Annotated in this window: 22 protein-coding genes and 1 pseudogene; 12 read left to right on the top strand and 11 right to left on the bottom strand. The window is 73.7% G+C overall.

Annotated features, from left to right (window positions below; genetic code table 11):
* Nucleotides 1-18: 18 nt before the first annotated feature.
* The 3 genes and pseudogenes from OIM89_RS12390 to OIM89_RS12380 all read right to left on the bottom strand — a co-directional run bounded on the left by OIM89_RS12390 (nt 19) and on the right by OIM89_RS12380 (nt 1669).
* Entirely contained in the window at nt 19-456 is a 438-nt protein-coding gene (locus OIM89_RS12390) for a VOC family protein (RefSeq protein WP_030699293.1), read from the bottom strand.
* A gap of 168 nt (nt 457-624) precedes the next feature.
* Nucleotides 625-753: pseudogene (locus OIM89_RS12385) on the bottom strand (DUF397 domain-containing protein); the annotation flags it as partial.
* On the bottom strand, nt 707-1669 hold the full coding sequence (locus OIM89_RS12380; protein WP_195730564.1) for a helix-turn-helix domain-containing protein: 963 nt from the start codon (nt 1667-1669) through the stop codon (nt 707-709). The gene OIM89_RS12380 and the pseudogene OIM89_RS12385, both read right to left, overlap by 47 nt.
* Nucleotides 1670-1900: 231 nt before the next feature.
* On the opposite strand from OIM89_RS12380, the gene OIM89_RS12375 reads away from it, so the two are divergent.
* Complete coding sequence (locus OIM89_RS12375; RefSeq protein WP_195731461.1) at nt 1901-2224, top strand: hypothetical protein; 324 nt, start codon at nt 1901-1903, stop codon at nt 2222-2224.
* 19 nt (nt 2225-2243) lie between these two features.
* On the opposite strand, the gene OIM89_RS12370 is transcribed toward OIM89_RS12375, so the two are convergent.
* From OIM89_RS12370 to OIM89_RS12350, 5 genes are all read right to left on the bottom strand, one after another.
* Nucleotides 2244-2993, bottom strand: a complete 750-nt coding sequence (locus tag OIM89_RS12370; RefSeq protein WP_195730563.1) for a hypothetical protein — start codon at nt 2991-2993, stop codon at nt 2244-2246.
* Between the two features lie 160 nt (nt 2994-3153).
* Entirely contained in the window at nt 3154-4791 is a 1638-nt protein-coding gene (locus OIM89_RS12365) for a DNA repair helicase XPB (RefSeq protein ID WP_026048378.1), read from the bottom strand.
* A gap of 425 nt (nt 4792-5216) precedes the next feature.
* Entirely contained in the window at nt 5217-5744 is a 528-nt protein-coding gene (locus OIM89_RS12360; protein WP_030699290.1) for a hypothetical protein, read from the bottom strand.
* An 11-nt stretch (nt 5745-5755) separates the two neighbouring features.
* A complete protein-coding gene (locus OIM89_RS12355; protein ID WP_030699289.1) occupies nt 5756-6019 on the bottom strand; it encodes a hypothetical protein in 264 nt (87 codons plus the stop codon).
* A 116-nt stretch (nt 6020-6135) separates the two neighbouring features.
* On the bottom strand, nt 6136-8814 hold the full coding sequence (locus OIM89_RS12350) for a helicase C-terminal domain-containing protein (RefSeq protein ID WP_247860441.1): 2679 nt from the start codon (nt 8812-8814) through the stop codon (nt 6136-6138).
* Nucleotides 8815-9080: 266 nt separating this feature from the next.
* Here OIM89_RS12350 and OIM89_RS12345 point away from each other — a divergent pair, with 266 nt between their 5' ends.
* The 6 genes from OIM89_RS12345 (at nt 9081) to OIM89_RS12320 (ending at nt 14499) form a co-directional block, all read left to right on the top strand.
* Entirely contained in the window at nt 9081-10151 is a 1071-nt protein-coding gene (locus OIM89_RS12345; RefSeq protein ID WP_151168500.1) for a hypothetical protein, read from the top strand.
* A gap of 337 nt (nt 10152-10488) precedes the next feature.
* Nucleotides 10489-11697: an ATP-binding protein gene (locus OIM89_RS12340; protein WP_030699286.1), complete on the top strand. Its 1209-nt coding sequence runs from the start codon at nt 10489-10491 to the stop codon at nt 11695-11697.
* Nucleotides 11694-12095 (top strand): roadblock/LC7 domain-containing protein, encoded by a 402-nt coding sequence (locus tag OIM89_RS12335; protein ID WP_030699285.1) that lies wholly within the window; start codon nt 11694-11696, stop codon nt 12093-12095. Before OIM89_RS12340 ends, OIM89_RS12335 begins: the two co-directional genes overlap by 4 nt.
* The gene (locus OIM89_RS12330; protein WP_003950005.1) at nt 12092-12466 is read left to right on the top strand and encodes a DUF742 domain-containing protein; all 375 of its coding nucleotides are present in this window, start codon (nt 12092-12094) and stop codon (nt 12464-12466) included. The genes OIM89_RS12335 and OIM89_RS12330 overlap by 4 nt, the downstream gene beginning before the upstream one ends.
* The gene (locus OIM89_RS12325; RefSeq protein ID WP_008406866.1) at nt 12441-13049 is read left to right on the top strand and encodes a GTP-binding protein; all 609 of its coding nucleotides are present in this window, start codon (nt 12441-12443) and stop codon (nt 13047-13049) included. The genes OIM89_RS12330 and OIM89_RS12325 overlap by 26 nt, the downstream gene beginning before the upstream one ends.
* Before the next feature lie 133 nt (nt 13050-13182).
* On the top strand, nt 13183-14499 hold the full coding sequence (locus tag OIM89_RS12320) for a cytochrome P450 (RefSeq protein WP_037665595.1): 1317 nt from the start codon (nt 13183-13185) through the stop codon (nt 14497-14499).
* Nucleotides 14500-14611: 112 nt separating this feature from the next.
* Here the strand turns inward: OIM89_RS12320 and OIM89_RS12315 are convergent, their stop codons facing one another.
* Nucleotides 14612-16546: an acyl-CoA dehydrogenase gene (locus OIM89_RS12315; RefSeq protein ID WP_226964232.1), complete on the bottom strand. Its 1935-nt coding sequence runs from the start codon at nt 16544-16546 to the stop codon at nt 14612-14614.
* A 119-nt stretch (nt 16547-16665) separates the two neighbouring features.
* Nucleotides 16666-17685, bottom strand: a complete 1020-nt coding sequence (locus OIM89_RS12310) for a YihY/virulence factor BrkB family protein (RefSeq protein ID WP_264491263.1) — start codon at nt 17683-17685, stop codon at nt 16666-16668.
* A gap of 209 nt (nt 17686-17894) precedes the next feature.
* Here OIM89_RS12310 and OIM89_RS12305 point away from each other — a divergent pair, with 209 nt between their 5' ends.
* A complete protein-coding gene (locus OIM89_RS12305; protein WP_264491262.1) occupies nt 17895-18437 on the top strand; it encodes a GNAT family N-acetyltransferase in 543 nt (180 codons plus the stop codon).
* Between the two features lie 1035 nt (nt 18438-19472).
* On the opposite strand, the gene OIM89_RS12300 is transcribed toward OIM89_RS12305, so the two are convergent.
* Complete coding sequence (locus tag OIM89_RS12300; RefSeq protein WP_175510490.1) at nt 19473-20159, bottom strand: HAD family hydrolase; 687 nt, start codon at nt 20157-20159, stop codon at nt 19473-19475.
* 154 nt (nt 20160-20313) lie between these two features.
* Between OIM89_RS12300 and OIM89_RS12295 the strand changes: the two genes are divergently transcribed.
* Genes OIM89_RS12295 through OIM89_RS12280 form a run of 4 tightly spaced genes read left to right on the top strand, consistent with a single transcriptional unit; the run spans nt 20314 to nt 24294 of the window.
* Nucleotides 20314-21378, top strand: coding sequence for a FecCD family ABC transporter permease (locus OIM89_RS12295; RefSeq protein WP_226965542.1), 1065 nt, complete (start codon nt 20314-20316; stop codon nt 21376-21378).
* Entirely contained in the window at nt 21375-22469 is a 1095-nt protein-coding gene (locus OIM89_RS12290) for a FecCD family ABC transporter permease (RefSeq protein ID WP_051727348.1), read from the top strand. Before OIM89_RS12295 ends, OIM89_RS12290 begins: the two co-directional genes overlap by 4 nt.
* The gene (locus OIM89_RS12285) at nt 22466-23320 is read left to right on the top strand and encodes an ABC transporter ATP-binding protein (RefSeq protein WP_030700114.1); all 855 of its coding nucleotides are present in this window, start codon (nt 22466-22468) and stop codon (nt 23318-23320) included. Before OIM89_RS12290 ends, OIM89_RS12285 begins: the two co-directional genes overlap by 4 nt.
* The gene (locus OIM89_RS12280) at nt 23317-24294 is read left to right on the top strand and encodes an ABC transporter substrate-binding protein (RefSeq protein WP_047471897.1); all 978 of its coding nucleotides are present in this window, start codon (nt 23317-23319) and stop codon (nt 24292-24294) included. The genes OIM89_RS12285 and OIM89_RS12280 overlap by 4 nt, the downstream gene beginning before the upstream one ends.
* Nucleotides 24295-24334: the final 40 nt, after the last annotated feature.

Raw genomic sequence — 24334 nt, 5'->3', positions numbered from 1 at the left:
GCGGGAGAAAGACCCTGATCAGAGGGTGTCGAAGTCCGGCAGGGTGAGGGTGCCGTCCTCGGCGAGCGGGAAGCCGGGGTTGTGGGCGACCTCCCACGGGTGGCCGTCCGGGTCGGCGAACGCGCCCGAGTAGAACCCGTGCGGGGACGCCGCCGCCGGCTTGGTGACCCGGCCGCCCGCCTGCTCCGCCTGGTCGAGCAGCGCGTCCACCTCTTCCCGCGACCGCACGTTGTGCGCGAGCACGATCCCGCCGAAGCCGGTAGCGGGCCCCGCCTCCGCGTGCCCGCTGTCCCGGGCCAGCTTCTCCCGCCCCCACAGCACCAGCCCCAACCCGCCCGCCTGGAAGAACACGGTCTCCTCGACCTCCTGGCCCCGCCAGCCCAGCGCTTCGTAGAAGCGGCGGGCGCGGGCCAGGTCGGTGACGCCGAGGGTGATCAGGCTGATGCGTGGCTCCATGGCGGCAAGCTACCTGCCGACCGCGGTCCCACGGGCAGGCCAGGGCCGACACAAAGACGGCCAGACCGGACGGGAGAAGGGGTCACGGGGCCGTGGGGGGCCTGATTTTGCCTGATGGCTGTCGCGGGCCGGGGCGAAGCCGGATACGGGCAGGGTCCCTGACTGGGGTCAGGCGGACAGTGCGCCCTGCTGGACGGCGGAGACGAAGGATGCCCAGGCGGGGCGGGTGAAGGGAAGGACGGGGCCGGTCTCAGCGGTCTTGCTGTCGCGGACGGGGGCGAGGCCGGGGAACGCGGCGGCGAGTTCGAGGCAGTTGCCGCCGTTGTTTCCGCTGAAGCTGCTCTTCACCCAGGACGCTGCGCTGAGGCTCTGCTGGTCCATAGTGCCCGTTCCTCTCGATCACCGCGTCGAACAGAGCGGCCGTTTCCCTGGCCGACAGCGCGTCCGCCCTGAGCAAATCATAGGTCTGCTTGTGCTGTGCCAGGACCTCTGGTGCGTTGCTAAAATGCCCTCTGTCCAGCGACTCCGAGTACACCCACTCCTTCCCGTCCGGCAGGGTGATCAGGGACATGGATGTGTTGGGCAGGACCGCTTCGGTGTGGCTGCCCGGTATCACTTGAATCCTGATGTTCGGCTGGGCGCCGACGGCGCGAAGATGGGCCACTTGGCGCGCCATGATCGCAGGGCTTCCCATGATGTTGCGCAGGCAGCTTTCGTCCAGCACGACGAGGTACAGGGGGCCACCGGGGCTCAGGAATCGCTGCTGTCGGCTCATGCGAGCCATCACGCGATCGGCAACCTCGTCAGGCCCTGACACCTGGCCGAACTGAGCCGTGGCGTACTCCTCTGTCTGGAGAAGTCCGGGCATGGTCTGCTGCTGGTACTCCAGCACCGCCACCGCCACTTCGTCCATCTCAGCCCGGCGCCTGAACCAGTCCGGGTGTTCCACTTCCGGGTACCAGTCGATGCGGACCCAGAGCCGCATCAGGGCGCCGTTGGTTCCCAGAACTCTGTCGCACGTTTTGACGAAGGTGTCGTGCGGGACCCGGTCGCCGCTTTCGACGCGGGCGACCTGGGAGCGGTCGCACGGGATGTGTTCCGCCAGGGCTTTCTGGGTGAGGCTCGCCTCCTCGCGGAAGTAGCGCAGAACCTCGCCGAAGACGTCGGCGGTGGTGGCGGCTTCGACATTGGGCGCGGTGGTGCGTCGGGCCACGAGCACTCCCTCGTGATCGCTTGTGACAGGCGGTCAGTGACACGCGTCGGGCATGGCGACGCGCAGTCGCGCTGGGCAACACTGACCGCACACAAAGTAACCGTTCGTCCCGGGGCGCCGGGCGAAAACCCAGTACGGAGAGAGCAATTGGCAAGCCGAGCGAGCAACGGTGACCCGAGGCGGCGCGGGGCGGTCGTCTACGACGCGGCCTCGGGGCGCGCGGGGGAGTACGTGGGACAGGACGGGGCGCACGCCGTGCTGCGGCCCGTCGGCGGGGGCGGCGAGTGGCGGACCGACCCGGACCGGGTGCGGGCGGCGACGCTCGCCGAGCGGCTGAGCGCGGGGGTGCAGGCGGCCAACCGGCGGGCGCGGCGGACGGTGGCCCAGGCGCTCGACGTGGACCCGGACCGCCCGCCGCAGGCCGTCGCCGGGTGCGCCGAATGCGCCCGCCTCGACCGCGAGCGGGCCGCCGCCCGCGCTGCCTTCGACTGGAGCGCCCAGACCGACGCCAACGTCCTGCTGCGCCGCCACCAGAACACCGACCACGCGGCCTGACCGGGGTCGGGGTACGGGATCAGGCCGGCCGGTCTCCGAGGAGCTTGGCGATCTGGGCGTCGACCAGGGCCTCGTCGGGGCTGGGGAGGAGCGTTGCCAGGTGGTCCTTGTCGAGGGCGGGGCCGTAGCTGATCTTGTGGTGGAAGGCGGTGACGAGGTCGCCGGTGCGGACGTACGTCGTCAGGGAGTGGAGCGTCGTCTCCTCCCCGGCCTCGGTGACGCGCTCCACCCGTAGTGCCTCGTCGCCGGCGTCCGGCTCGGGGAGCCAGGTCATCCGGTCGGAGTGGACACCGTCTCCGAAGGAGCTCTCGCTGCGAAAGGTGCCGCACCGCTCCTCCGCCTCCCGGAGCTCCGCCATCCACTCGGCCGCCTCGCCCTTCGCGTACAGCGTCGTGGTGATGTCGCGCGGGTGCAGATCCTCGGGCTCACCGTCGTGCTCGTACGTGACGTTGGCGCCCGCGCCGCCCTCGGGCTGGGCGATTACGGCGCAGGCGCGGGGCTTGAACGTCTGGGTACCGAGGGGCGGCCGGGGTTCGCTCCAGGAATCGGCTTCGACGACCCGGTAGCCGGGCATCTCCTCCGCCGTCAGCATGCGGGCCTCCACCTCACCGGCGGTGGTGGGCAACGGCTTCGGGGCCCCCTTCGGTTCGGCCCCCTTCTGCTCGGCCGCCTCGCTGCCGCCGCCTCCGCAGCCGGTCGCGGCCGTGGCGAGGAGGAGGACGGCGAGAGCCGCGCCGGGGATACGTCTTCGGGTGGGGCTGCTGGGCATGGCGGTGATGGTCCTCTCCCGGGTGATCCACGGTGATGAACTGTGATCCACGCTGATCCACTGCGCGCTCGACGCGGGCAGCCTAGAGGAGAGGGTGAGGGAGGGCGCCGGGCTTTTCGCGGACCCGGCGGCCCCTCGTGTCAGGTGCGGGGCCAACGGCTCACCCCGCCAGCAGCTCGTCCGCGTCGACGATCCGGTACGCGTAGCCCTGTTCGGCCAGGAAGCGCTGGCGGTGGGCGGCGAAGTCCTGGTCGATGGTGTCGCGGGCGACGACCGAGTAGAAGCGGGCCTCGTGGCCGTCGGCCTTCGGGCGCAGGACGCGGCCCAGGCGCTGGGCCTCCTCCTGGCGGGAGCCGAAGGTGCCGGAGACCTGGATGGCGACGGTGGCCTCGGGCAGGTCGATGGAGAAGTTGGCGACCTTCGAGACGACCAGGACCGACAGTTCGCCGGTGCGGAAGGCGTCGAAGAGCTTCTCGCGCTGGGCGTTGGAGGTGTCGCCCTTGATGACGGGGGCGTCGAGGTGCTCGCCCAGTTCGTCGAGCTGGTCGATGTACTGGCCGATGACGAGGGTCTGCTCGCCCGCGTGCTTGCGGACCAGCGCCTCGGTGACCTTCTGCTTGGAGGCGGTCGTCGCGCAGAAGCGGTACTTCTCGTCGGACTCGGCGGTGGCGTAGGCGAGTCGTTCGCTCTCGGTGAGGTTGACGCGGACCTCGACGCAGTCGGCGGGGGCGATGTAGCCCTGTGCCTCGATCTCCTTCCACGGCGCGTCGAACCGCTTCGGGCCGATGAGCGAGAACACGTCCGACTCGCGGCCGTCCTCGCGGACCAGGGTCGCGGTCAGGCCGAGGCGGCGGCGGGCCTGGAGGTCGGCGGTGAACTTGAAGACCGGCGCGGGCAGCAGGTGCACCTCGTCGTAGACGACCAGGCCCCAGTCCCGGGAGTCGAACAGCTCCAGGTGCGGATAGACGCCCTTCCGCTTCGTCGTCAGGACCTGGTACGTCGCGATGGTGACCGGACGGATCTCCTTCTTGGTCCCGCTGTACTCGCCGATCTCGTCCTCGGTCAGCGAGGTCCGCTTGATCAGCTCGCTCTTCCACTGCCGGGCCGAGACGGTGTTGGTCACCAGGATCAGCGTCGTCGCCTTGGCCTCGGCCATCGCGCCCGCGCCGACCAGCGTCTTGCCCGCGCCGCAGGGCAGCACGACCACGCCGGACCCGCCGTGCCAGAACCCCTCCACGGCCTGCTTCTGGTACGGGCGCAGCGCCCAGCCGTCCTCGGCCAGCTCGATGGCGTGCGCCTCGCCGTCCACGTACCCCGCGAGGTCCTCGGCCGGCCAGCCCAGCTTCAGCAGGGCCTGCTTGATCTGGCCGCGCTCCGAGGGGTGCACCGCGACGGTGTCCGGGTCGATGCGGGCGCCGACCAGCGGCTGGATCTTCTTCGAGCGCAGGATCTCCTCCAGCACCGGCCGGTCGGTGGAGGTGAGGACCAGGCCGTGCGCCGGGTGCTTGGTGAGGGTGAGGCGCCCGTACCGGTCCATCGTCTCGGCGATGTCGACCAGCAGGGCGTGCGGCACCGGGTACCGCGAGTACTCCACCAGCGCGTCCACGACCTGCTCCGCGTCGTGGCCCGCCGCCCGCGCGTTCCACAGGCCCAGCGGCGTCAGCCGGTAGGTGTGGATGTGCTCCGGCGCACGCTCCAGCTCGGCGAAGGGCGCGATGGCCCGCCGGCAGGCGTCGGCCTGCTCATGGTCGACCTCCAGCAGCAGCGTCTTGTCGCTCTGCACGATCAAACAGGACACCCGAACAACCTCCGTCTTACGCCCGTCCGCACCCGTCCCCGCCCCGGCGACGCCCCACGGACGCACCGGGCCAGTCCTCCATGGTCCCGCATGGCGGGGCGAAGTGGGGGCGTGGTGGTGTCGGACGGGTCACGTTCGGGGGGCGCGGGCGCCACTTCCTCCCCCCGCACGCCGTCAGCCGGCCCGGCGCCCCATCTTGGCCGAGTGCCGGTTGCCCCCTCGGATGGAGGGCGGCGACACCGTGCCGACGCTGCCGCTGCTGCGGCGGCTGGCCAGGGCCCTGGAAGGTTCGCTGCACCTGGCGATCGACGAGGGGGACTCCCGGGACGCGGTGGCCGCCGAGCCCGTGGAGATGCTGAAGGCCCACCAGCACGTTCAGGAGCTGGTGGAGACGGCCGTCTGCGAGGAGCGCGCCTCCGGCCCCGTCACGCTGCCACGCTCGTGTCCCCCTCCAGCGCCTCCCGCATCCGGTGCAGCCTGCGGAGCTGCTTCCTGCCCTGGAAGTAGATCCAGACCGGGAAGGCGACGGCGAGGATGCCGAAGCCGATGGTCTCGCGGGGGCCCGCGGTGAGGGCGGTGAGGACGGTGACGCCGCCGAAGAGGAGGACGAGGAAGGCGAGGGCCCAGGGCCGGTTGCGGGTGCGGTGGAGGCGTTTGGCGACGAGGGCGCGCAGGGCCTCGCGTTCGGCGGGGTCGGTCGGGACCTCGCCGGAGCGGATGCGGCCGTCGAGGGTGACCAGGCCGGTGGTGTCGGTGCCGGTGGCGCGCTTCTCCCTGCGGCGGACGGCGAGCAGGACGGCGACACCGCCGAGGGAGGAGAAGGCGACCCGGATCAGCACGGCCGCGGGGGATTCGCCGGGGCTGATCAAAAGCACCAGGGCGCTGGCGCCGAGGACGGACAGGACGACCTGGGCCCAGAGGTTCCGGGTGAGGAAGGTGTGGAGGCGGGTCACCGGGGCGTCCCTCATTCCCGGATCTGGCGGCGGGGGAGGGAGAGGCGCAGGCCCAGGGCGCCGGCGAGCAGGAGGCCCGCGACGGCGGAGTACGCCCAGGCCGTGTCGCCGCGCAGCGCGCCGACGGCCGCCGTCACGCCCCACAGGGCGAGCACGGTGAACAGGGCCGTCCAGGCGATGTCCAGGGCGCGGAAACGGAGCTGGCGGCGCTGGCGGGTGCCGGGGCCGAGGTCGCCGAGCGGGGCCGCGCGGTCGGGTTTCGGGTCGTCGGTCATCGGGGGTTCCCCTCTGCTGGGTCCGCCGGGCGGGCGGAAGGGTCAGAGGTGGGCCGTGTACCCCGGGCATGTCCGGACACGCCGCCCAAGTCCCGCAGCGGGGGAACGGGTTGGGGTCAGCGGGCCGGCTCGGCCCCGTCCGCCTCCTCCGCCAGTTCCGCGACCCCCGTGATCCGGTGCAGGGCGTAGGTGCGGACCTCGTCGGCGGTGTGGTCGTAGCCGGTGACGTAGCCGCCCTCGACGCGCAGGGGGGCCAGCAGGCGTTGGGAGGCGGCGCCCTCGGCGTTGACGTGGCCGATCCAGACCGACTCGCCGGTCATCGCGGCGGCCTGGACGGTGGCCAGGGTGTCCGCCGGGGAGGTGCGCGGCAGGCCGCCGGGGGCCTCCGGGGTGTCCTTGCGCGGGGCCGTCGCCGCCCGGTCGCCCGCGCGGACCGCCCGTACGGCGGCGGTCAGCAGGGTGGCGTCCGGGGCGGGCGGGCCGTCGGGGACGGGCGCCGGGGGCGTGCGCGGCGGGGTGCGGTGGGCGTGCGGGCGGGCGATCATCACGTCGCCCTCGGCGGACTCGGCGGCCGGGGCGAACCCCATCGCGCGCAGCCCCTCGATGAGGGTGCGCGGGTCGGCCTGGGCGGCGACCACCGTCGGTGCCAGGCGGCGCAGGCGCAGGGCGGTGGCCCGGCGGTCGGCGAGGATCTCGTCGAGCGCCGACTCGTCGTCGCAGCGGACGTAGGACGAGGCCGCCCCGACCCGCAGCAGCCCGTGGCGGCGGGCCACGTCGTCGATCAGGTACGTCAGCGGCTGCGGCACCGGCGTGCGGGAGTGCCGGTCGAGGAAGGCGTGCAGCTCGGTGGCGGTGCGCCCGGCGTCCAGGGCGCGGCGCACCGAGCCCGGCGTGAAGCGGTAGACCGTCGCCCCGCCCTTCGACTCCACGTCGGCCAGCACACCCAGCGCCTCCGCCAGCGGCCGCACCAGCGGGCCCGGGGCGACCGCCGTCAGGTCGGCCTGGAGCAGGACGTGGTCCAGCGGCTCGGGGAGGAGTGGGGCGAGCAGCGCCGCCACCACGGTCGCCCGCGCCGACCCGGCGGCCGGCGCGCCCGCACCGGCCCCCTCGGACCTGCCCTCGGTGCCGAGCAGGGCCCGGCCGTGGCTGGCCAGCGCGCCGCGCCCGGTCACGCCCAGCATCTCGGCCTCCAGCAGGGCCCACTCGGTGAGCTTGGTGCGCAGCGCCTCCGGGTCGTTGGCCGCGACCCCGCCGCCGTACGCGGGGCGTACCCCGGCGCGCGGCGGCTCGGGCTGCTCGCGGCGCGGCCCCGCCGAACGCAACGGGCGCTCCCAGCGCAGCCGCTCCAGCAGGGTCGCCGGGTCCGGGGCCTGGCCCGGCTCCAGCTCGGCCATCAGCTCCAGCACCCGGCGCCGCACCTCGGGCGCGGGCGAGCGGTCCAGGCCGGGGCCGAGCGCGGAGAGGGTCCGGTCGCGGCCGTCGCGCCCGCCGATCAGGCCCGGGGTGCGGGTGCCGGGCAGCCAGGCTTCGAGGAGCCAGGCCCAGCGGTCGGCGGGGGGCAGGTCGCGCCAGGCGTCGTACTCCGGGGTGGGCGCGTAGTGCTCGGCCTCGCCGGAGCGGCGGCGGGTGCGGGCGTCGCGGGTCTCCTCGTCCTCGTAGCCCTCGGCGTCGGCGTCGGGGCGGTCGTGGCGGTCGTGGTGCTCCTCGACGTAGCCGCCGTCGGAGGCGATCAGCCCGGCCGCGTACGCCAGCTCGACCCAGAACGCGGCGACCGGCTCGGGCACCTCCAGGACGGTGGCCGTCCGCTTCAGGTCCCGGATGCTCAGCCCGCCGGCCCGCAGCACGGCCGGCCCGCCCTCGTCCCAGGAACGCAGCAGCTCCTCGACGGTGTCCAGCGCCGCGAGCGCCTGTCCGCCCGCCGCCGCGTCCACCACCTGCGGCTTCCGCTCGGCGGCCACGGCGACCTGCGGACGCGTCGGCTCCGGTACGCGGTGGGCGCGGCCCCCGCGCAGCGACAGGGCCGCCTCACGCGGCAGCACCACCGTGCCTGGCGTGGTCGGCAGCAGCAGACCCCGGTCCAGCAGCCACCGCAGATGGGCCGCGGGCTCGGCCGTCACCTGGCCGTACGGCGGGCCCCACACCAGCCGGCCCAGCACCTCCCGGGACGCCTCGGGCGCCCCTTCCAGCAGCTCCGCGACCCGCGCCCGGTCGGCGAAGAGGGCGCTGAGGGCGGCCACCGCCGACACCGCGTCGTGGGTGTGGGGCAGCCCGGCCGCCGTCAGGATCGCCTGGATACGGCCCGGCGACATGCCCGAGGTCGCCTCCGCCACCGAGGGGCCCAGCCCGGTCGGCGAGGAGTGCGAGGCGGACGGCGCCAGCAGCTCGCGGGCGGTGCGGACCAGCCGCAGCCGGTCCTCGCCGCCCCAGACCAGCGCCCGCTCCCGCAGCAGGGCCACCGTGGCGGGCAGCGCCCCGGCCACCTCCTCGTCCCCGTCGTCCCCGGCGAGCAGGTCCAGCAGCTCCTGGTACGAGGCCGGGTCCGGCGCCACCGCCAGCGCCTCGGCCGCCTGGAGGGCGAACCGGTCCAGGTGCTCCAGCGCCCGCAGCACCGAGGCACGGGTCCCGGCGCGGGTCGCCAGCTGGGTGACGTCGGTGGGGACCGGGTGGAGCAGGTCGGGGCGGGACCGGAGCAGGGCCCCCAGCGAGGCGTCGTCGCGCTCGCGCAGGGCCTGCGCCAGCGACCTCGGCCCCGGGTCCGCCGCCTGACCGTCCCTGTGCTGCTGCTCAGCGCTCATCCAGCCCACGGTAGCGGCCCGCACCCTCTCCCCGCGCCGACCGGCCCGAACCGTCACCGGTCGGTGGGCGGGGCGTGACGCTCTCGGAGGTGCCCGCGCCGAAGAACACGGCGCCTCGGTCGACGACCGGGCCCACCCCTCCCCGTCCCGCCCGGCCCTCCACCGACCACCCGCCCGACATCCCCGAACCGCCGCCGCGATGCGTACCGTTGGTCCCGGCGGTCTCCCGGGTAGGGGCGTCGCGTACGAGCGGAGTGAGGGGCAGCGTGGGGATCGAGAGTGACCAGCTCGTCTTCGACTATCTGAGCCGTGTCGGCGACCTGGCCCAGCAGCGGCAGGTGCCGGCCGCCGAACGGATGCGGCTCATCACCGAGTTGCGGCGCGACATCGACCAGCGCAGGGCCCGGCCCGGCGGCGACAGCCCCGCCGCGGTGCGGCGCGCCCTCGGCAAGCTCGGTACCCCGGCCGAGGTGGTCGCCAAGGCGGGCGGCGCCTCCGCCGCGCCCGAGGCACCGGCGCACACGCCCGTCCCGCCGCCGCGTCCCGCCGAGCCCGGGCCCCGTCCGCACCGCCCCAGCCTGCGCAAGGTCTTCCCCGCGCCCCGCGAGGAGGCGGAACCCCCACCCGCGCCCCGGCGGATTCCCGGCCTGGAGGACGTCGGGCGCGGCGTCTCCGGGCCCGACCTCGCGGGGGCCTCGCCGGACTGGTGGCGGGTCGAGGCCACGCCCGAAGGGCTGGGTGGCGGTGGGGGCGCGGGGACCTTCGGGACGCGGCTGCCCGGGGAGTTCGCCGGGTTCCAGGGCGGGGTGGAGGTGCCCGAACTCCTCAATCCGGGCGTACGGACGGACAAGCCCGAGGCGCCGGGTGCGGCGAAGGAGAAGGCGGAGAAGGACGAGGCGGCCGCCGGGGCCGAGGCGGCGCCGGCGGAGGCGGCCGAGGACCCGCTCGGTACGGCGACCCCGCGCCGCCGCCGGTTCTCGCCGCGCGCCCTGGTGGGCGGCGGGCTCGGCAGCCCCCTGCTCCTGCTGGCCGCCGCCCTGCTGGTCGCCGGAGCCATCCTCGGCAACCTCTTCTGCCTCCTCCTCGGCTGGCTCACCGCCTACCTCACCAAGCGGCTCACCCCCGTCCAGGCCAAGTTCGCCGCCCTCGGCATCCCGGCCCTGACCCTGTCGGGCGGCGCCGTCTGGCTGTGGGGGCGTACCGAGGGCCGTTGGGGCGAGCCGATTCCCGAGGCGGGCATGGCCGACGCGATCACCGAGCTGTGGCCGGTGCTGCTGCGTACGGCGGCCGTGGCGTCGGCGGTCTTCCTGCTGTGGCGGGCGCGGCGGCGCGGGTGAGTGCACGGGCCCGGCCCGAACGTCCAACAGGTGTGTAAACACGGCGTGTTGTGACGCTCCTGTGAGCATCGCCCATCGATGCCGCAATCAGATCTGAACAAATTCGCGCGGTGATACGATCATCTGACTTTCAGCAGACTGACGGTGCGTGAGATCACGCGCTACGGGGGGCAGTCGCGACGGCTCCATCGTGGAGGAGCGGGTGTGGTCCCCCCAATGAGGTCCCTATGAGGCGGCCCGCGGCCTTGGCCTCCCCAGTGGAGGAGGTCCGCCGGCTCTGCCACGGGCCCCTTTGGCTGCCCGAAGCTCCGACGCGATGCGACTTGAAGAGAGTCTCATGACGTCATTCATCCAGGAGCCACTGCTGTGGGTCCTGCTTGTAGTTCTGGTCGCTGCGGCGCTCGCAGTGCTGAGTGCCCGCAGAACCAACCTCGCCCTGCGGCGGGGGAAAGGGGAGCTGGAGAGGAGCCTCGCCGAGGCCCGCGGTGAGATCGGCCGCCTGCACCTGCGCCAGCAGGAGATGGGCGCCCGCCACGCCCACGACGTCGCCGACGTCCGCGCGGACGCCGAGTCCGCCACCAAGGCCGTACTGAAGTCCGCCATGGGCACGCTTCAGTCCCTCGCCGAGGAGCAGCAACTGCTCCTCGACGGGCTGCTCAAGAAGTACGGCAACGACGCCGAGGTGCTCGGCGACCTGATGTCCGTCGACCACACCGGCAGCCAGTTCTCGCGCCGCGCCAAGGGCATCTCCGTCCTGTGCGGCGGCTGGCTCGGCCGCCGCGACGGCACCGCCACCGTCTACGACGTGGCCCGCAGCGCCCAGGGCCGGATCAAGGACTTCGGCCGGGTCAGCGTCCACTCCCAGGTGAACGTCGCCGTCACCAGCAAGGCCGTGGAACCCGTCGCGGTGGTCCTCGCCGAGCTGCTGGAGAACGCCACCAACTACAGCGCCCCCGGCACCCCCGTCGAGGTCAACATCCAGGCCGTCCCCAGCGGCGTCTGCTTCATCGTGGACGACGCCGGTCTCGGCATGGACCAGGAGACGAAGGACCGCGCGGCCACCCTGCTGGCGAGCGACGGCACCGTCGACATCACGAGCCTCGGGGACCCGCCCCGGGTCGGATTCGCCGTCAGCGGCATGCTCGCCGCCCGCTACGGCTTCGCCGTCTCGGTCGGGTCGGTGTCCCCCTACGGAGGTGTGCGCGCGGTGATCCGTGTTCCGGAGGAACTGCTCACGACGGAGTTCAACGAGCCCGCCCAGGCCCCCGCCCGGGTCGAGTCCGTCCCGGCGCTCCCCCCGCAGCACCTGACGGCCGTGCCCGACGCCAACACCCCGTACGTCGTGGGCACCACCACCGGCGGCCTGCCCAAGCGCCGCAGGCGCGCGGGGGAGGTGGCCGCCAAGGCCGCCGCCGAGCCCGCCACCACCGTAGAGACGCCGGCCGCCGAAGACAGCGAGATGACCGCGTCGCGACTCGGGGCCTTCGCCCGCGGGACGCGTATCGGCCGGGACACGATGACCACGGAAGGACCCGAGTACCAGTGAAGACCGATCTGTCGTGGGTGCTGAACGACGTGCTGGAAGTGCGCGGTGCCCGTCACGCCATCCTCGTCTCGGGTGACGGCCTCCTCCTTCAGAGCTCGGACGGCATCGAGCGCGGCGAGGCCGAGACCAACGCGGCCGCCATGAGCTCGATGCAGTCCCTCAGCCGCGCCGTCGCCGGCTTCGTCGGCCTCGGCCGGGGCGTGTGGAAGCAGACCCTCATGGAGTACGACGGCGGCTGGATCTTCCTCATCGCCGCAGGCCAGGGCGCCTACCTGGCGGTCTCCGCGGCCGTCGACGTCGACATGGAGTCCATGTCCATCCGGATGCAGAAGACCGTGGCGGCGCTGAGCAGAGCGATGGGCGTGGCGCCACGCTCGAACAACGGTGTGAGCGTATGACGAGGCCCGGCGAGGAAGCTTCCGTCACCAGCGACTTCGTCCGGTCCTACGTCATCACCGGCGGGCGCACGCTGCCCGCCGGGGACCAGCTGGCCCTCCAGACCCTGGTCACCATCGCCCCCGAACGGACGCTCCCGCTGGGGGCGTCCCCGGAGGTCAAGGCCATCTGGGAGCTGCTGGGCGGCGGGTACCTGTCCGTGGCCGAGGTGGCCGCCCACGTCGCCCTGCCGGTCGGTGTGGCCAGGCTGCTGCTCACCGATTTACTCGACCAGGGCCACCTGCTGCGCCGTGCCGAACCGCCGCGGGCGCAGAACGTTGAGAGAGACACTCTTGAGAAGGTTCTGAATGGACTCCAATCCCTCATCGGCTGAGACGGCCCAGGGACCGCTCTACGTCTCCGAGGCGGTGACCACCGCTGCCAAGATCCTGGTGGTGGGCCACTTCGCCGTCGGCAAGACGACCCTCATCGGCGCGCTGTCGGAGATCAAGCCGCTGCGCACCGAGGAGAAGATGAGCCAGGCGTCGGTGCAGTTCGACGACCTGAGCGCCGCTCCCGACAAGCGCACCACCACGGTCGCCCTGGACTTCGGCCGGCTGACCCTCGCCGATGACCTGGTCCTGTACCTCTTCGGCACCCCGGGCCAGCAGCGCTTCATGCAGCTGTGGGAGGACACGGCCCGCGGCGCCCTCGGCGCGCTGCTCCTGGTCGACCCGGCCCGCCTGGAGGAAACCTTCCCGGTCATCGACCTCATCGAGAGCTACGGCCTGGACTACGCGATCGCCGTCAACAGCTTCACCCCGGAGCAGAAGTACGGCGAGGACGAGGTCCGCGAGGCCCTCGACCTGCTCCCGGACACGCCGGTCGTCTACTGCGACGCCCGCGACCGGGAGTCCTCCGCCCGCGCCCTGATCGCCCTCGTACGCCACCTCCTCACGCGCGAACGCGTCGCCTGACGCACCCCGCCCCCGCCCCGCCCCCCGACGGGACGCCCACCAGGACCCCCCGCCCGCCCGGACCGCCCGGGCCACAGAGAGAGACCCCATGGAAAGCCATCCCCCGTACGTCTCGGCGACCGGCAGATGCCCGATGCACGACGCCAACTTCGCCGCCGACCCCCAGGCGGTCTACGAGCAGCTGCGCGAGCAGGGCCCGGCCGGCCCGGTCGAGCTGGCGCCCGGAGTCGACGCGACGCTGGTCGTGGGGTACGAGACGGCGCTGCGCGTCCTCCAGAACCCGACGAGCTTCCCCCGTGACGCCCGCCGCTGGGCGGCGCTGAACGAGGGCCGCGTCCCGATGGACAGCCCGGTCCTGCCGATGATGGCGTACCGGCCGAACGCCCTGTTCACCGACGGCGCCGTCCACCTGCGGCTGCGCAAGGCGGTCACCGACAGCCTCGCCAAGCTCAACATCACGCGCATCCGCCGTGACGTGGAGCCGATCGCCGACTACCTCATCGACCAGTTCAGCGAGCGCGGCCGCGCCGACCTCCTCGCGGAGTACGCCAAGCTGCTCCCGCTGCTGCTCTTCAACAAGCTCTTCGGCTGCCCGGCCGAGATCGGTGACACCCTCACCACCGAGATGTCGGCGATGTTCGACGGCAAGGACCCGGTGCGGACCAAGGCCCGCCTCGACGCCTGCCTGATGCAGCTCATCGCGATCAAGCGCCGCGAGCCGGCGGACGACGTTATCTCCTGGCTCATCCAGCACCCGGCCGGGCTGACCGACGAGGAGCTGAAGGACCAGCTGGTGATGTTGATGGGCGCCGGCATCGAGCCGGAGCGCAACCTCATCGGCAACGCCCTGCTGGAACTGCTCTCCGGCGGCGCGAGCGGCCGGGGCGCCGGGATGATGGTCGAGGAGGCGGTCGACCACGTCCTGTGGCACCGCACCCCGATCGCCAACTACGCCGCCCACTACCCGGTCCAGGACACGGACTTCGGCAACGGTGTCATCGCCCCCGCCGGCAGTCCCGTCCTGATCTCCTTCGCCGGGGCCAACAGCGACCCCGCCCTCGCCGAGGCCCGCCGCAGCGCGGGACGCGGCGCCCACCTCGCCTGGGGCGCGGGCTCGCACGCCTGCCCCGCCAAGGACCCGGCGCAGGTCATCGCGGTCACCGCGGTCGAGAAGATCCTCAACGCCCTGCCGGACCTGGCACTCGGCGTCCCGGAGGAAGAACTCCAGTGGCGTCCGGGCCCCTTCCACCGGGCCCTGGTCTCGCTGCCGGTCGCCTTCAGCCCGACCCCGGCCACCCGGATGGCCGCGGCCCTCCAGAGCCGGGGCATCCCGCAGCAGCAGGCGGCACCCGCCACCTCGCAGCCGCAGCACACCGCCACCGCCTCCTCGGACGGCGGCGGTCGCAGGAAGGGCTTCTGGAGCTCCTTCCTCGACATCTTCCGGGTCTGACCCGGACGCCTCCGGCCCGGCGTGCCGCCCGGAGGACGAGAGACGAAGGACGGCCCGTCGTGCCCACGCACGGCGGGCCGTCCCGCGTCACGCCGCCGTTCGCCTCAGCCCGTCATGCCGCGTCCGGCTCGCTCTCCCGGAGCCCGCCGGTCCCGCCGGTCAGGGACTCGGGGCCGCCGGCGGAGGCCTCCGGGGCGGCCTCGACCAGGCCGGCGGGGTCGCTGCCAGGCAGGTTCTCCGGTACGAAGAAGCGTTCCGTCAGGGCGAGGATGTGGGGCTCCAGGTCCGCCACGACCCGCTCGACCTCGTCCGGGAGCCGCCGTACCTGCTCCGCCGTCAGCCGCTCCCCGGCCAGCAGCTCCCCGCTGTGCGCCGCCACCTGGCGCAGCGCGAACAGGCGGTGCAGGTCGCGGATGTGCTCGGCCTCCTCGGCGGTGACCCGGTCGGCGCCCTCCAGCAGGGCCTCCCCGGCCAGCCGGTGCGCGTGGGCCGCGACCAGCTCCAGCGCCGGGGTGACCGCCCCGTTCCAGCGGGCCATCGGGTTGCCCCGTACGCCGCCCGAGCGCAGCCGCGTCCGGGCCCGCTCGTGCCAGATCCGCTCCACGTCCGCCATCAGGTCCTGGAGGTGCGTACCGTCCCGCAGGGAGCGCTGCTCGGGCGCGGTCTCGCTGGGCGGCTTCGGGGTGAACCCGCCCATCAGCAGCTCACCGGCGGCCTTGACCCAGATGACCTTGTTGTCGCCCTCGGCGGTGATGGTGCCCTCGTTGGCGGCGAGCTGGCCCGCGATCCCCTGCGTCAGCAGCAGCCCCTTGGCGCCGCACCGCTCACGGCAGGTCGTCATCGTCTCCCGGGCGGCCCAGGTGATCCACCCCTTGGTCACCGCGACCAGCCGGTCGACCTCCTCGCGCTCGGCCTCCTCGGCCACCTCCCACTGGCGTACCACCGAGCGGTGCAGCAGCGTCGCCGCGTACGTGGTGGCAAGGGCGTCGAGCAGCGGCTCGTGGTGGCTGCGGTGGGCCATCAGCGGGACCCTGATGCCCTTGGTCATGCCGGAGGTCAGCCGCGTGGAGCCGTGGCGTACGGCGACCGCGATCGCCTGCCGGGTGGCGCCCAGGCTGTATCCGGACATGCAGAGCTTGCCCATCGACACCCGGCCGATGGACCGCAGGAAGCGGATACGAGGGCTCCCGAGCGTGCTCTCGAACTCGCCCTCCGGGCTGAGCCGCCCGTGGTCGCCCTGGAGCATCGCGCTGTGCGGCAGCCGCACGTGGTGGAAGCGGGTGGCGCAGTGGTCCACGGGCGCGCCGGACGTGTGCGGCAGCCGCTCGACGCTGACGCCCGGCAAGTGGCCCCGCTCGTCGCTGAGCGGGGTGAGGAAGAGGAAGATGCCCAGGTCGCGGCCGTCGACCAGCAGCCGGGCGGCGACCACGGCGTCCTTCGGGCCGCCGGTCAGCGAGGTGTTGGGCATCCACTTGGCCGCCCCCGGGCCCGGGGTGTGGAGGACGAACTGACGAGAGGCGCGGTCGTACTCGGCGGTCGTCTCCATGTTCACCGCGTCGTTGCCGTGCTCGGCCTCGGTGCACAGGAACGTGCCGATCCGGTCCATCCGGAGCCACGGCTCCAGGTCCCGCTCCTCGTGGTCGTGGTCGAGGAGGCTGCCGAGGAAGAGGTTGTAGTGGATGGAGGCCAGCGTGGCCATCCCGGGATCGGCCGGGCCCGCCCACTCGTGGAGCGCGGTCAGCGCCGGCGCGCTCAGGGCGAGCGCGCGTGGGTCGGGTATCGCGGCGGCGACGGTACGCAAGCGCCGATAGGACAACTCCACCCTTTCCCGGTGAGGCAAGTCCCGGTGGCCGAACTCCTCCGTGCTGAATAGCTCCCGCCAGCGCAGGTGTTCTTCGCCGCGCGTCGCGAAGAGCAGGTGGTCGGCGGCGGTGGCGGAGGCGGAGGTGGAGCCGTGGCGGAGCGGAATCTCTCGTTCAGTAATCACACTTCGTAAAGTAACGGTCGCCAGGGAGTCATGGGTAGGGCCCAACTGATCATGTGTCATATGTCAAGTGACCAGTTCAGGCCAGCTCCTGGCGGGATGTACGCGCCCTCTGCGCGTGATCGTCCCTCTTGCCCGCAAAACGTGCGCGACGCCCGCGCCGGGCGAAAAGCGGAAGAGGATCACGCGCCGGCCGAGGGCCGCCGGGGTTCGCCGGAAGTGGTGGCCCCGGCGGGATCGTCCTCGTCCGTGGGGTGGCAGGGCGGCGCGCCCGGGCCCCCCTCCGCGCGGCACAGCTCCGCCGTGAACTGGGCGCCGAGCAGCAGCGCGACGTTGGAGAGCCACAGCCACACCAGGAAGACGACGATCCCCGCGAGCGAGCCGTAGAGCCGGCTGTACGTACTGAGCACCGAGGCGTACAGCGCGAGCCCCGCCGAGGCGGTCAGCCAGAGCGTCGCGGCGAGGACACCGCCCGGGATGCTGTGGGCGCGGCGGCGGGCGGCCACCGGGCCGTTCCGGAAAACGACCACGACCAGACAGGCCACCAGGCAGAGCAGCAGCGGCCAGCGCAGTACGCTCCACGCCCACGCCACCCCCGCGTCCAGCCCGAGCAGCCGCCCGATCGACTCGGCCACCGGCTCGGTCAGCATCAGCAGCAGCGAACTGACCAGCAGCAGCGCCAGCAGGGCCAGCGCCGTCGCCACGATCCGGTGCGCCTTGCCCCACGGCGAACGCCGGTCCCGTACCCCGTACATGCGGTGCAGCGCGCGCCGTGAGACCGCCAGGTAGCTGGAGGCCGACCAGAGCGCGCTCGCGCCGCCCGTCACCAGCAGCGTCCACGCCGTCGAGTCGACCCGCACCACCCGCGTCAGCACCTCGCGCAACGAGGCCCCCGAGCCGCCCGGCGCCCACGCCGTCACCTGCCCCACGAACCGCTCCGCCGTGTCCGGGCTCACCAGCCCGAAAGCGATCACGACCACCAGCAGCGCCGGCAGCACGGCGAGGATCGCGTAATAGGTCAGCGCCGCCGCGAAGTCCGACACGTCGTCCCGCCAGAACGCCCCCGGCGTCCGCCGCAACGCCCGCCACCACTCGGCCGCCCGCCCCGGCTCGCCCCTCACCGGCCCGTCCCCCTCGACACCCTCCACCGGCCGCGCCTCCTCGGCGACGGCCCCGCCCGCTGTCCCAGCCGGTTGCTTCATCGTTCCTCCTGGCGGCACCGGTGCCGTTACGGGTCCAGGGGTGCCTACCCCGTTCGTCGCGCGGCCGACCTGCGCGCGGGGGGTGCACGCTACGCGGGCTGGCGGGCCGGCCGGTACTCAGGGTTTGTCCGTGGCCGGGCGCCGGTACGGTGGCTGGGTCGTACGGGTGGGCCCCGAGTGCCCGCCACGGTTGGGGAGTTGGGGGCGTCGTGAGGGACATCTGGACCGGTGAGAAGCTGCGGCTGCGCGGGGTCGAGCCCGAGGACTGGCGTCACTTCCGCGAGCTGGCCCGGGACCTCGACGGGGTGCGCGCCGCCGGCCTGGTGGAGCCGCCCCGCTCGGACGAGAGCTTCCGGAGGTGGACCGCCGAGCGGGCCGGGCGTCCGCCCGGGGGTGAGGCGTTCCGGCTCGTCGTCGAGGATCTGGCCGACGGGGGGTTCGCCGGGGCGGTGACCGTGGGGGAGGCGGACCGGCGGGCCGGGCGGTTCCGGATGGGGGTCAAGATCGGGCGGGCCTACCGGCGCCGGGGGTACGGCCGTGAGGCCGTCTCTCTGCTGCTCGGGTACATGTTCCGCGAGGAGCGGTTCCACAAGTGCGAGGTGGAGGTGTACGCCTTCAACGAGGCTTCCCTCGCGTTGTTCCGGGGGGTGGGGTTCGTCGAGGAGGGGCGGTTGCGGGAGCACGAGTTCGTGGGCGGGGTCCACCACGATGTGGTGGTGCTCGGGATCACGGCTCCCGAGCATGCGGGGTGAGGGGGGCGGGGCGCCCCCTTTCGCCTGGCCGGGGTGTGGCTGCGCCGCGACTGGGGGTGCCGGTTGTCGCCCGTGCGGGTCAGCGATTGGCCTCAAGCGCCGGCCGGGCTGTTGATTGCCGGGCTCCGTCTCGACGGTGCCGGTCACCGATGGCCTCAAGCGCCGGCCGGGCTGGGTTGGGCTGCGGTAGGGCTGGGTTCCGTCTTCGCCTGCCCGCCTCGGCCCTGCGGGTCACCGATGGCCTCAGGCGCCGGCCGGGCTGGGGTTCGGTGGGGTGTGGCTGCGCGTGGCTTCCCGGCCTTCCGGTTGTGACCGTGCCGGTCACTGACTGGCCTCAAGCGCTGGCCGGGCTGTGAGGGTCGCGGTTTCTCCGGTGCGTGGGTGGGGCGGGGCCGCGCCGGGGTACCTCCTCACAAACTGCATGGTGCGGGGTGAGTTGGAGTATGGCGGCCGTGTGTGCAGTTTGCTGCGGGGGCACCCCGACACGTCCCCACCCCACGGTCTCGTACGCGGCCGACCGCCGGAGGGGCGGATGAGGCCGTCACCGATACCGGGCTTCTCCACAGCGACCACCGTCGTCACTTCAGCTGGTCACACAGATCAATGGGTGGCGGTCTGTCTTTTCTCCTCCCACCGGCGGGACGACGCCGGCGAGACGGAAGGGCGGGGTCGTGCCGGGGTGCCCCCGCAGCAAACTGCACACACGGCCGTCTTGAAGCGACTGACCCCGCACCCTGCAGTTTGTGAGGAGGTACCCCGGTGCGGCCCCGCCCGACCCAGACGGCGAACGAACCGCGAACCCCTATAGCCCGGCCGGCGTTTGAGGCCAATCGTTGACCGGCAGGGTCGAGAACCAGCAGGTCAGGGCGGAGCCCAGCCGCAAAAGACAGCCCGGCCGGCGCTTGAGGCCATCGGTGACCGGCACGGCCGAACGGGCCCGGCCAGAGGCGGCCCAGCCCCGTTCAGGGGCCAGCGGGGAACGGGCCCCCGGTGGGGCAGGCGGCCGATGACAGCCCAGCTGGCGTATGAGGCGGGTCAGTGGGCGAACTCCGCCAGCCACGCGGGAAAGGCGGCCAGGTCCGGGAGGACGAGGTCGGCGCCGGCGGTGCGGAGCTCGTCGGGGGTGCAGCCTCCGGTGGCGACGGCCACGGAGAAGGCGCCGGCGGCCTGGGCGCCGCGAACGTCGCCGATGTGGTCCCCGACGTAGACGGTGGCCCCCTGTGCGCGCAGCGCGACCCCCTTGGCCTCGGCCCAGAGACTGCCCACGACGAGGTCTGCCCGCAGGCCGAGGTGATCGAGGTGGAGCCGTGCGTGCTCCTCGTTCTTGGCGGTGACGACGAGCGAGCGTCCGCCGTGGGCCCGTACGGCCTCCAGGGCCTCGGCGGCGCCGGGCAGGGCGAGCGAGGGGGCTATCGCGGTGGACGGGTAGACCTCGCGGTAGCGCGCGGCGGCGGCGGGGACCTGGTCGGCCGGGAACCAGCAGGCCAGCTCGGTCTCCAGGGGCGGCCCGAGCCGGGAGACGACCAGGTCGACGTCGATGGGGACGCCGGTCTCGGCGGCGAGTACGCGGTAGGCGGCGCCGATGCCCGGCCGGGAGTCGATCAGCGTCATGTCGAGGTCGAACCCGACGACGGGCCCCGCCCCGCCCGGAGCCGGACGTGCGGCCGGTACGGCGGGGTCGGAGGGGGCGGGCGCGGCGGGGGAGGTGAGGTGCTCGGGCATCCCTCCATTGTGCAGCCCCGGCAGCCGTACACTTAGCCAAGCCTAAGTTCCGGTGCAGAACGGGCAATTGGGGTGGTGTGCCGTGATGTCCGCTCCCGGCCGCCGCCCCGGTGACAGCCCGGAGGCGCCCCCGGAGACGACCCGGAAGGACCCGATGACCCCCGCGCCACCCGCCGCCCCGCCCCTGGCGAAGGCCCCGCCCGCCGCACCCCGGCCCCGCCGGGACAGCTCCGTACGCCGGGCGGCCTGGACGGTGGCGGCCCTGGCGGCGCTGCTGGTCGCGGTGGTCCTCAGCCTGGCCGTCGGCGCCCGTACGGTCGCGCCCGGAACGGTCGTGGAGGCCCTGTTCCAGGGGGCCACGGGCCCGGACGCCGAGGTGGTCCGGGAGATGCGGCTGCCGCGCACGCTGATCGGCGTGATGGTCGGCGCCGCCCTCGCCGTCGCCGGGACGGCTCTCCAGGGCATCACCCGCAACCCGATCGCCGACCCGGGCATCCTCGGCATCAGCCAGGGCGCCTCCGTCGGGGTCGTCCTCGCCATCGCCTTCGCGGGGGTGCACACCCTGGCCGGGTACGTGTGGTTCGCGTTCGTGGGGGCGGGGCTCGCGGCGGTCGCCGTGTACGCGGTCGCGGCGGGCGGCCGGGGCGGCGCGACCCCGGTCAAGCTGGCGCTGAGCGGCGCCGCGATCAACGCCCTGCTGGTCTCGGTCACCACCGCCGTGCTGACCACCAGTTCCAGCGCCCTGGACGAGTTCCGCTTCTGGAACGTCGGCGCGCTCCAGGGCCGGGACGCCGAGGTGGCCGTACAGGTGTGGCCGTTCCTGCTGGTGGGGCTGGCGCTGGTGGCCTCCTCGGCGCGGGGGCTGGACGCGCTGGCGCTGGGGGAGGACGTGGCGAAGGGGCTGGGGCAGCGGGTAGCGGCCGTACGGATCACCGCGGGGGCCGGAGCCGCCGTGCTGACCGGGGTCGGGGTGGCCGCCGCCGGGCCGATCGCCTTCGTCGGCCTAGCCGTCCCGCACCTCGTCCGCCACCTGGTCGGCGGCGACCACCGCTGGGTCCTCCCGCTGGCCGCCCTGACCGGCCCCGTGATGCTCCTCGCCTCCGACACCGTCGGCCGCGTCCTCTTCCCGCCGGGCGAGGCCCCCGCCGGGGTCATGACGGCGCTGATCGGCGTGCCCTTCCTGGTGGCACTCGTCCGGGGCAGGGCGGTGACCGCGTGAGCGGCGGCACGGTGCTGAAGGCGTGGCCGGAACCCGCCCGCGTACGACCCGCCGGGTACGCCCCCGTACGGCTGGGGGCGGTCAGTCTCCTCGTCCCCGTGCGGGCGGTGGCGACCGGCGCCGTCCTGGCGGCCGTGCTGGCCGTGGTCTGCGTCGCGTACCTGAGTGTGGGTGAGAGCTTCGTCGCGCCCGGGTCGGTGGTCGACGTGCTGCTGGCGCGTCCCTCGCCGGACACGCTGGTCGTGGGGGAGCTGCGGCTGCCCCGGATGGTGGCGGGGGTCTACGTCGGGGCGGCGTTCGGGATCGCGGGGGCGCTCATCCAGACGGTGGCCCGCAACCCGCTGGCCAGCCCGGACCTGATCGGCGTCAGCCAGGGCGCGAGCGCCGCCACGGTCGCCGCGCTGACCTTCGGCGTCACCTCGTACACCGTGCTGCCCTGGATCTCGGTGGGCGGCGGGCTCCTCGCGGCGCTCCTCGTCTACCTCTTCGCCTGGCGGGGCGGGCTCCAGGCCACCCGGTTCGTGCTGGTCGGGGTCGGGTTCGCGGTGGCCCTGCGGGCGCTGACCACGCTCTTCCTGACCAAGGGCGACCAGACCGTGGCCCAGCAGGCCCAGGTGTGGATGAGCGGTTCCCTCAACGGCCGCGCCTGGCCGGAAGCCGCCCTCGTCGGCTGGACCCTGCTCGCCGCCCTGCCCGCGCTGGTCTGGGCCGCCCGCGCCCAGCGCACCGTCACCCTGGACGACGCCACCGCGACCTCCCTCGGCGCCCGCCTGGGACGGGCCCGCCTCGGCCTCGTACTCGTCGGGGTGGTCCTCGCCTCGGTGGCGACCGGCGCCGCCGGGCCCGTCGACTTCGTCGCGCTGCTCGCCCCGCAGATCGCCCGGCGGCTGACCCGTACCGCGCAGATCCCGCTGGTCTGCTCCGCGCTGGCCGGGGCCGTCACCGTGGTCGCCGCCGACCTGCTGGCCCGCCGTCTCTTCGCGCCGACCGAACTGCCGGTGGGGGTGCTCACCGCGGCGGTCGGCGCCCCGTACCTGATCTGGCTGCTCGTCACCCGACACGGCCCCCGCGCCACCGGAGGCACCTCATGACCCGCCCCGCCGCCCGTCTCACCGCCCGGGACCTCACCCTCGCCTACGAGGACCGCACCGTCGTCCCCGGTCTCGACCTGGACATCCCCGACGGCCGGGTCACCGTCATCATCGGGCCCAACGCCTGCGGCAAGTCCACCACCCTGCGGGCGCTCGGCCGGCTGCTGCGCCCGGCCGGCGGCGCCGTCCTCCTCGACGGCACGGAACTGGCCCGGCTGCCCACCCGGCAGATCGCCCGGCGGATCGGGCTGCTGCCGCAGACCCCGGTGGCGCCCGAGGCGATCACCGTGGCCGACCTGGTGGCGCGCGGCCGCCAGCCGCACCAGCGGTGGTGGCAGCAGTGGTCCGAGGAGGACGAGCGGGCGGTCGGCGAGGCGATGGCCCGCACCGCCACCACCGACCTCGCCGACCGTCCCGTGGACGCCCTCTCCGGCGGCCAGCGCCAGCGCGTCTGGATCGCCATGGCCCTCGCCCAGGAGACCGACCTGCTCCTGCTCGACGAGCCCACCACCTACCTCGACCTCGCCCACCAGGTCGAGGTCCTCGACCTGGTCCGCCGCCTCAACCGCGAGCAGGGCCGCACCGTCGTCCTCGTCCTGCACGACCTCAACCAGGCCGCCCGCTACGCCGATCACCTCATCGCCTTCCGCGAGGGCCGCGTCGTCGCCGAGGGCGCCCCCGCCGAGGTCGTCACCGCCGGCCTGGTCCGGGAGATCTTCGGCCTGGAGTGCGTCGTCGTCCCCGACCCCGTCACCGGCTCCCCGCTCGTCGTCCCGGGCGCGCCCTGGGGCGCCCGGCCGGCGCCGGAACCCGCTGTCCCCACCCGAGAAGAAAGCAGGGCCACGCCATGACCCGACGTACCGCCCGTCCGCTGCTCGCCGCCACCGGCGCCCTCGCGCTCGCCGTCACCCTCACCGCCTGCGGCGCCGGCGAGGACACCGCCGCCGACGCGGGCAAGGACGCGGGAGCCACCCGTACGGTCAGGACGGCGATGGGTGAGGTGAAGGTCCCGGAGGCGCCGAAGCGGGTCGTCGTCCTGGACACCGCCGAGCTGGACTCCGCGCTCACCCTTGGCGTGAAGCCGGTCGGCGCCGTCCGCTCCGACGCCGCCGGCGGCTTCGCGAGCTACCTGCCGAAGAAGGAACTGGCCGGGATCGAGAACGTCGGCGTCATCGCCCAGCCCAACCTGGAGGCGATCGCCGCGCTCAAGCCCGACCTGATCCTCACCTCCAAGGTCCGCGACGAGGCCCGGTACGCCCAGCTCAGCAAGATCGCCGCCACCGTGATGACGGAGAACACCGGCTACCCCTGGAAGGAGAACTTCCAGCTGCACGCCGAGGCCCTCGGCAAGCAGAAGGAGGCCGACCGCGCCACCGCCGCCTACGAGAAGCGGGCCGCCGAGGTCACCGAGGCGGTCGGCGGCCCGGCCAAGGCGAAGGAGACCGAGGTCAACGTGGTCCGTTTCGTCGAGGGCGCCGACATCCGCATCTACGGCAAGAAGAACTACATCGGCACCCTCCTCGCCGACGTCGGCCTCGGCCGCCCCGCCGTCACCGACAAGGCCACCGACGGTTTCTCGTACGACGTGTCCCCCGAGAAGATCGACCTGGCCGACGCCGACGCCGTCTTCACCTCCACCTACGGCGACCCGGAGAAGGCCAAGGAGACGCAGACCACCAAGTCCGCCCTCTGGCGCTCCCTGAACGCCGTCAAGTCCGGCGCCGTCCACAAGGTCGAGGACGAGCTGTGGATCCAGGGCATCGGCTACACCGCCGCCCAGCAGATCCTGGACGAGCTGGAGGAGGCCCTGGCCACCACCTCCTGAGCCCCTCCGGGCCCGGCCCCGGCCCCCTCGCAGCACGCTC

The sequence above is a fragment of the Streptomyces sp. BI87 genome (assembly GCF_025957665.1).
GTDB lineage: Bacteria > Actinomycetota > Actinomycetes > Streptomycetales > Streptomycetaceae > Streptomyces > Streptomyces albidoflavus.
This window is presented reverse-complemented; position numbering and strand designations above follow the sequence as displayed.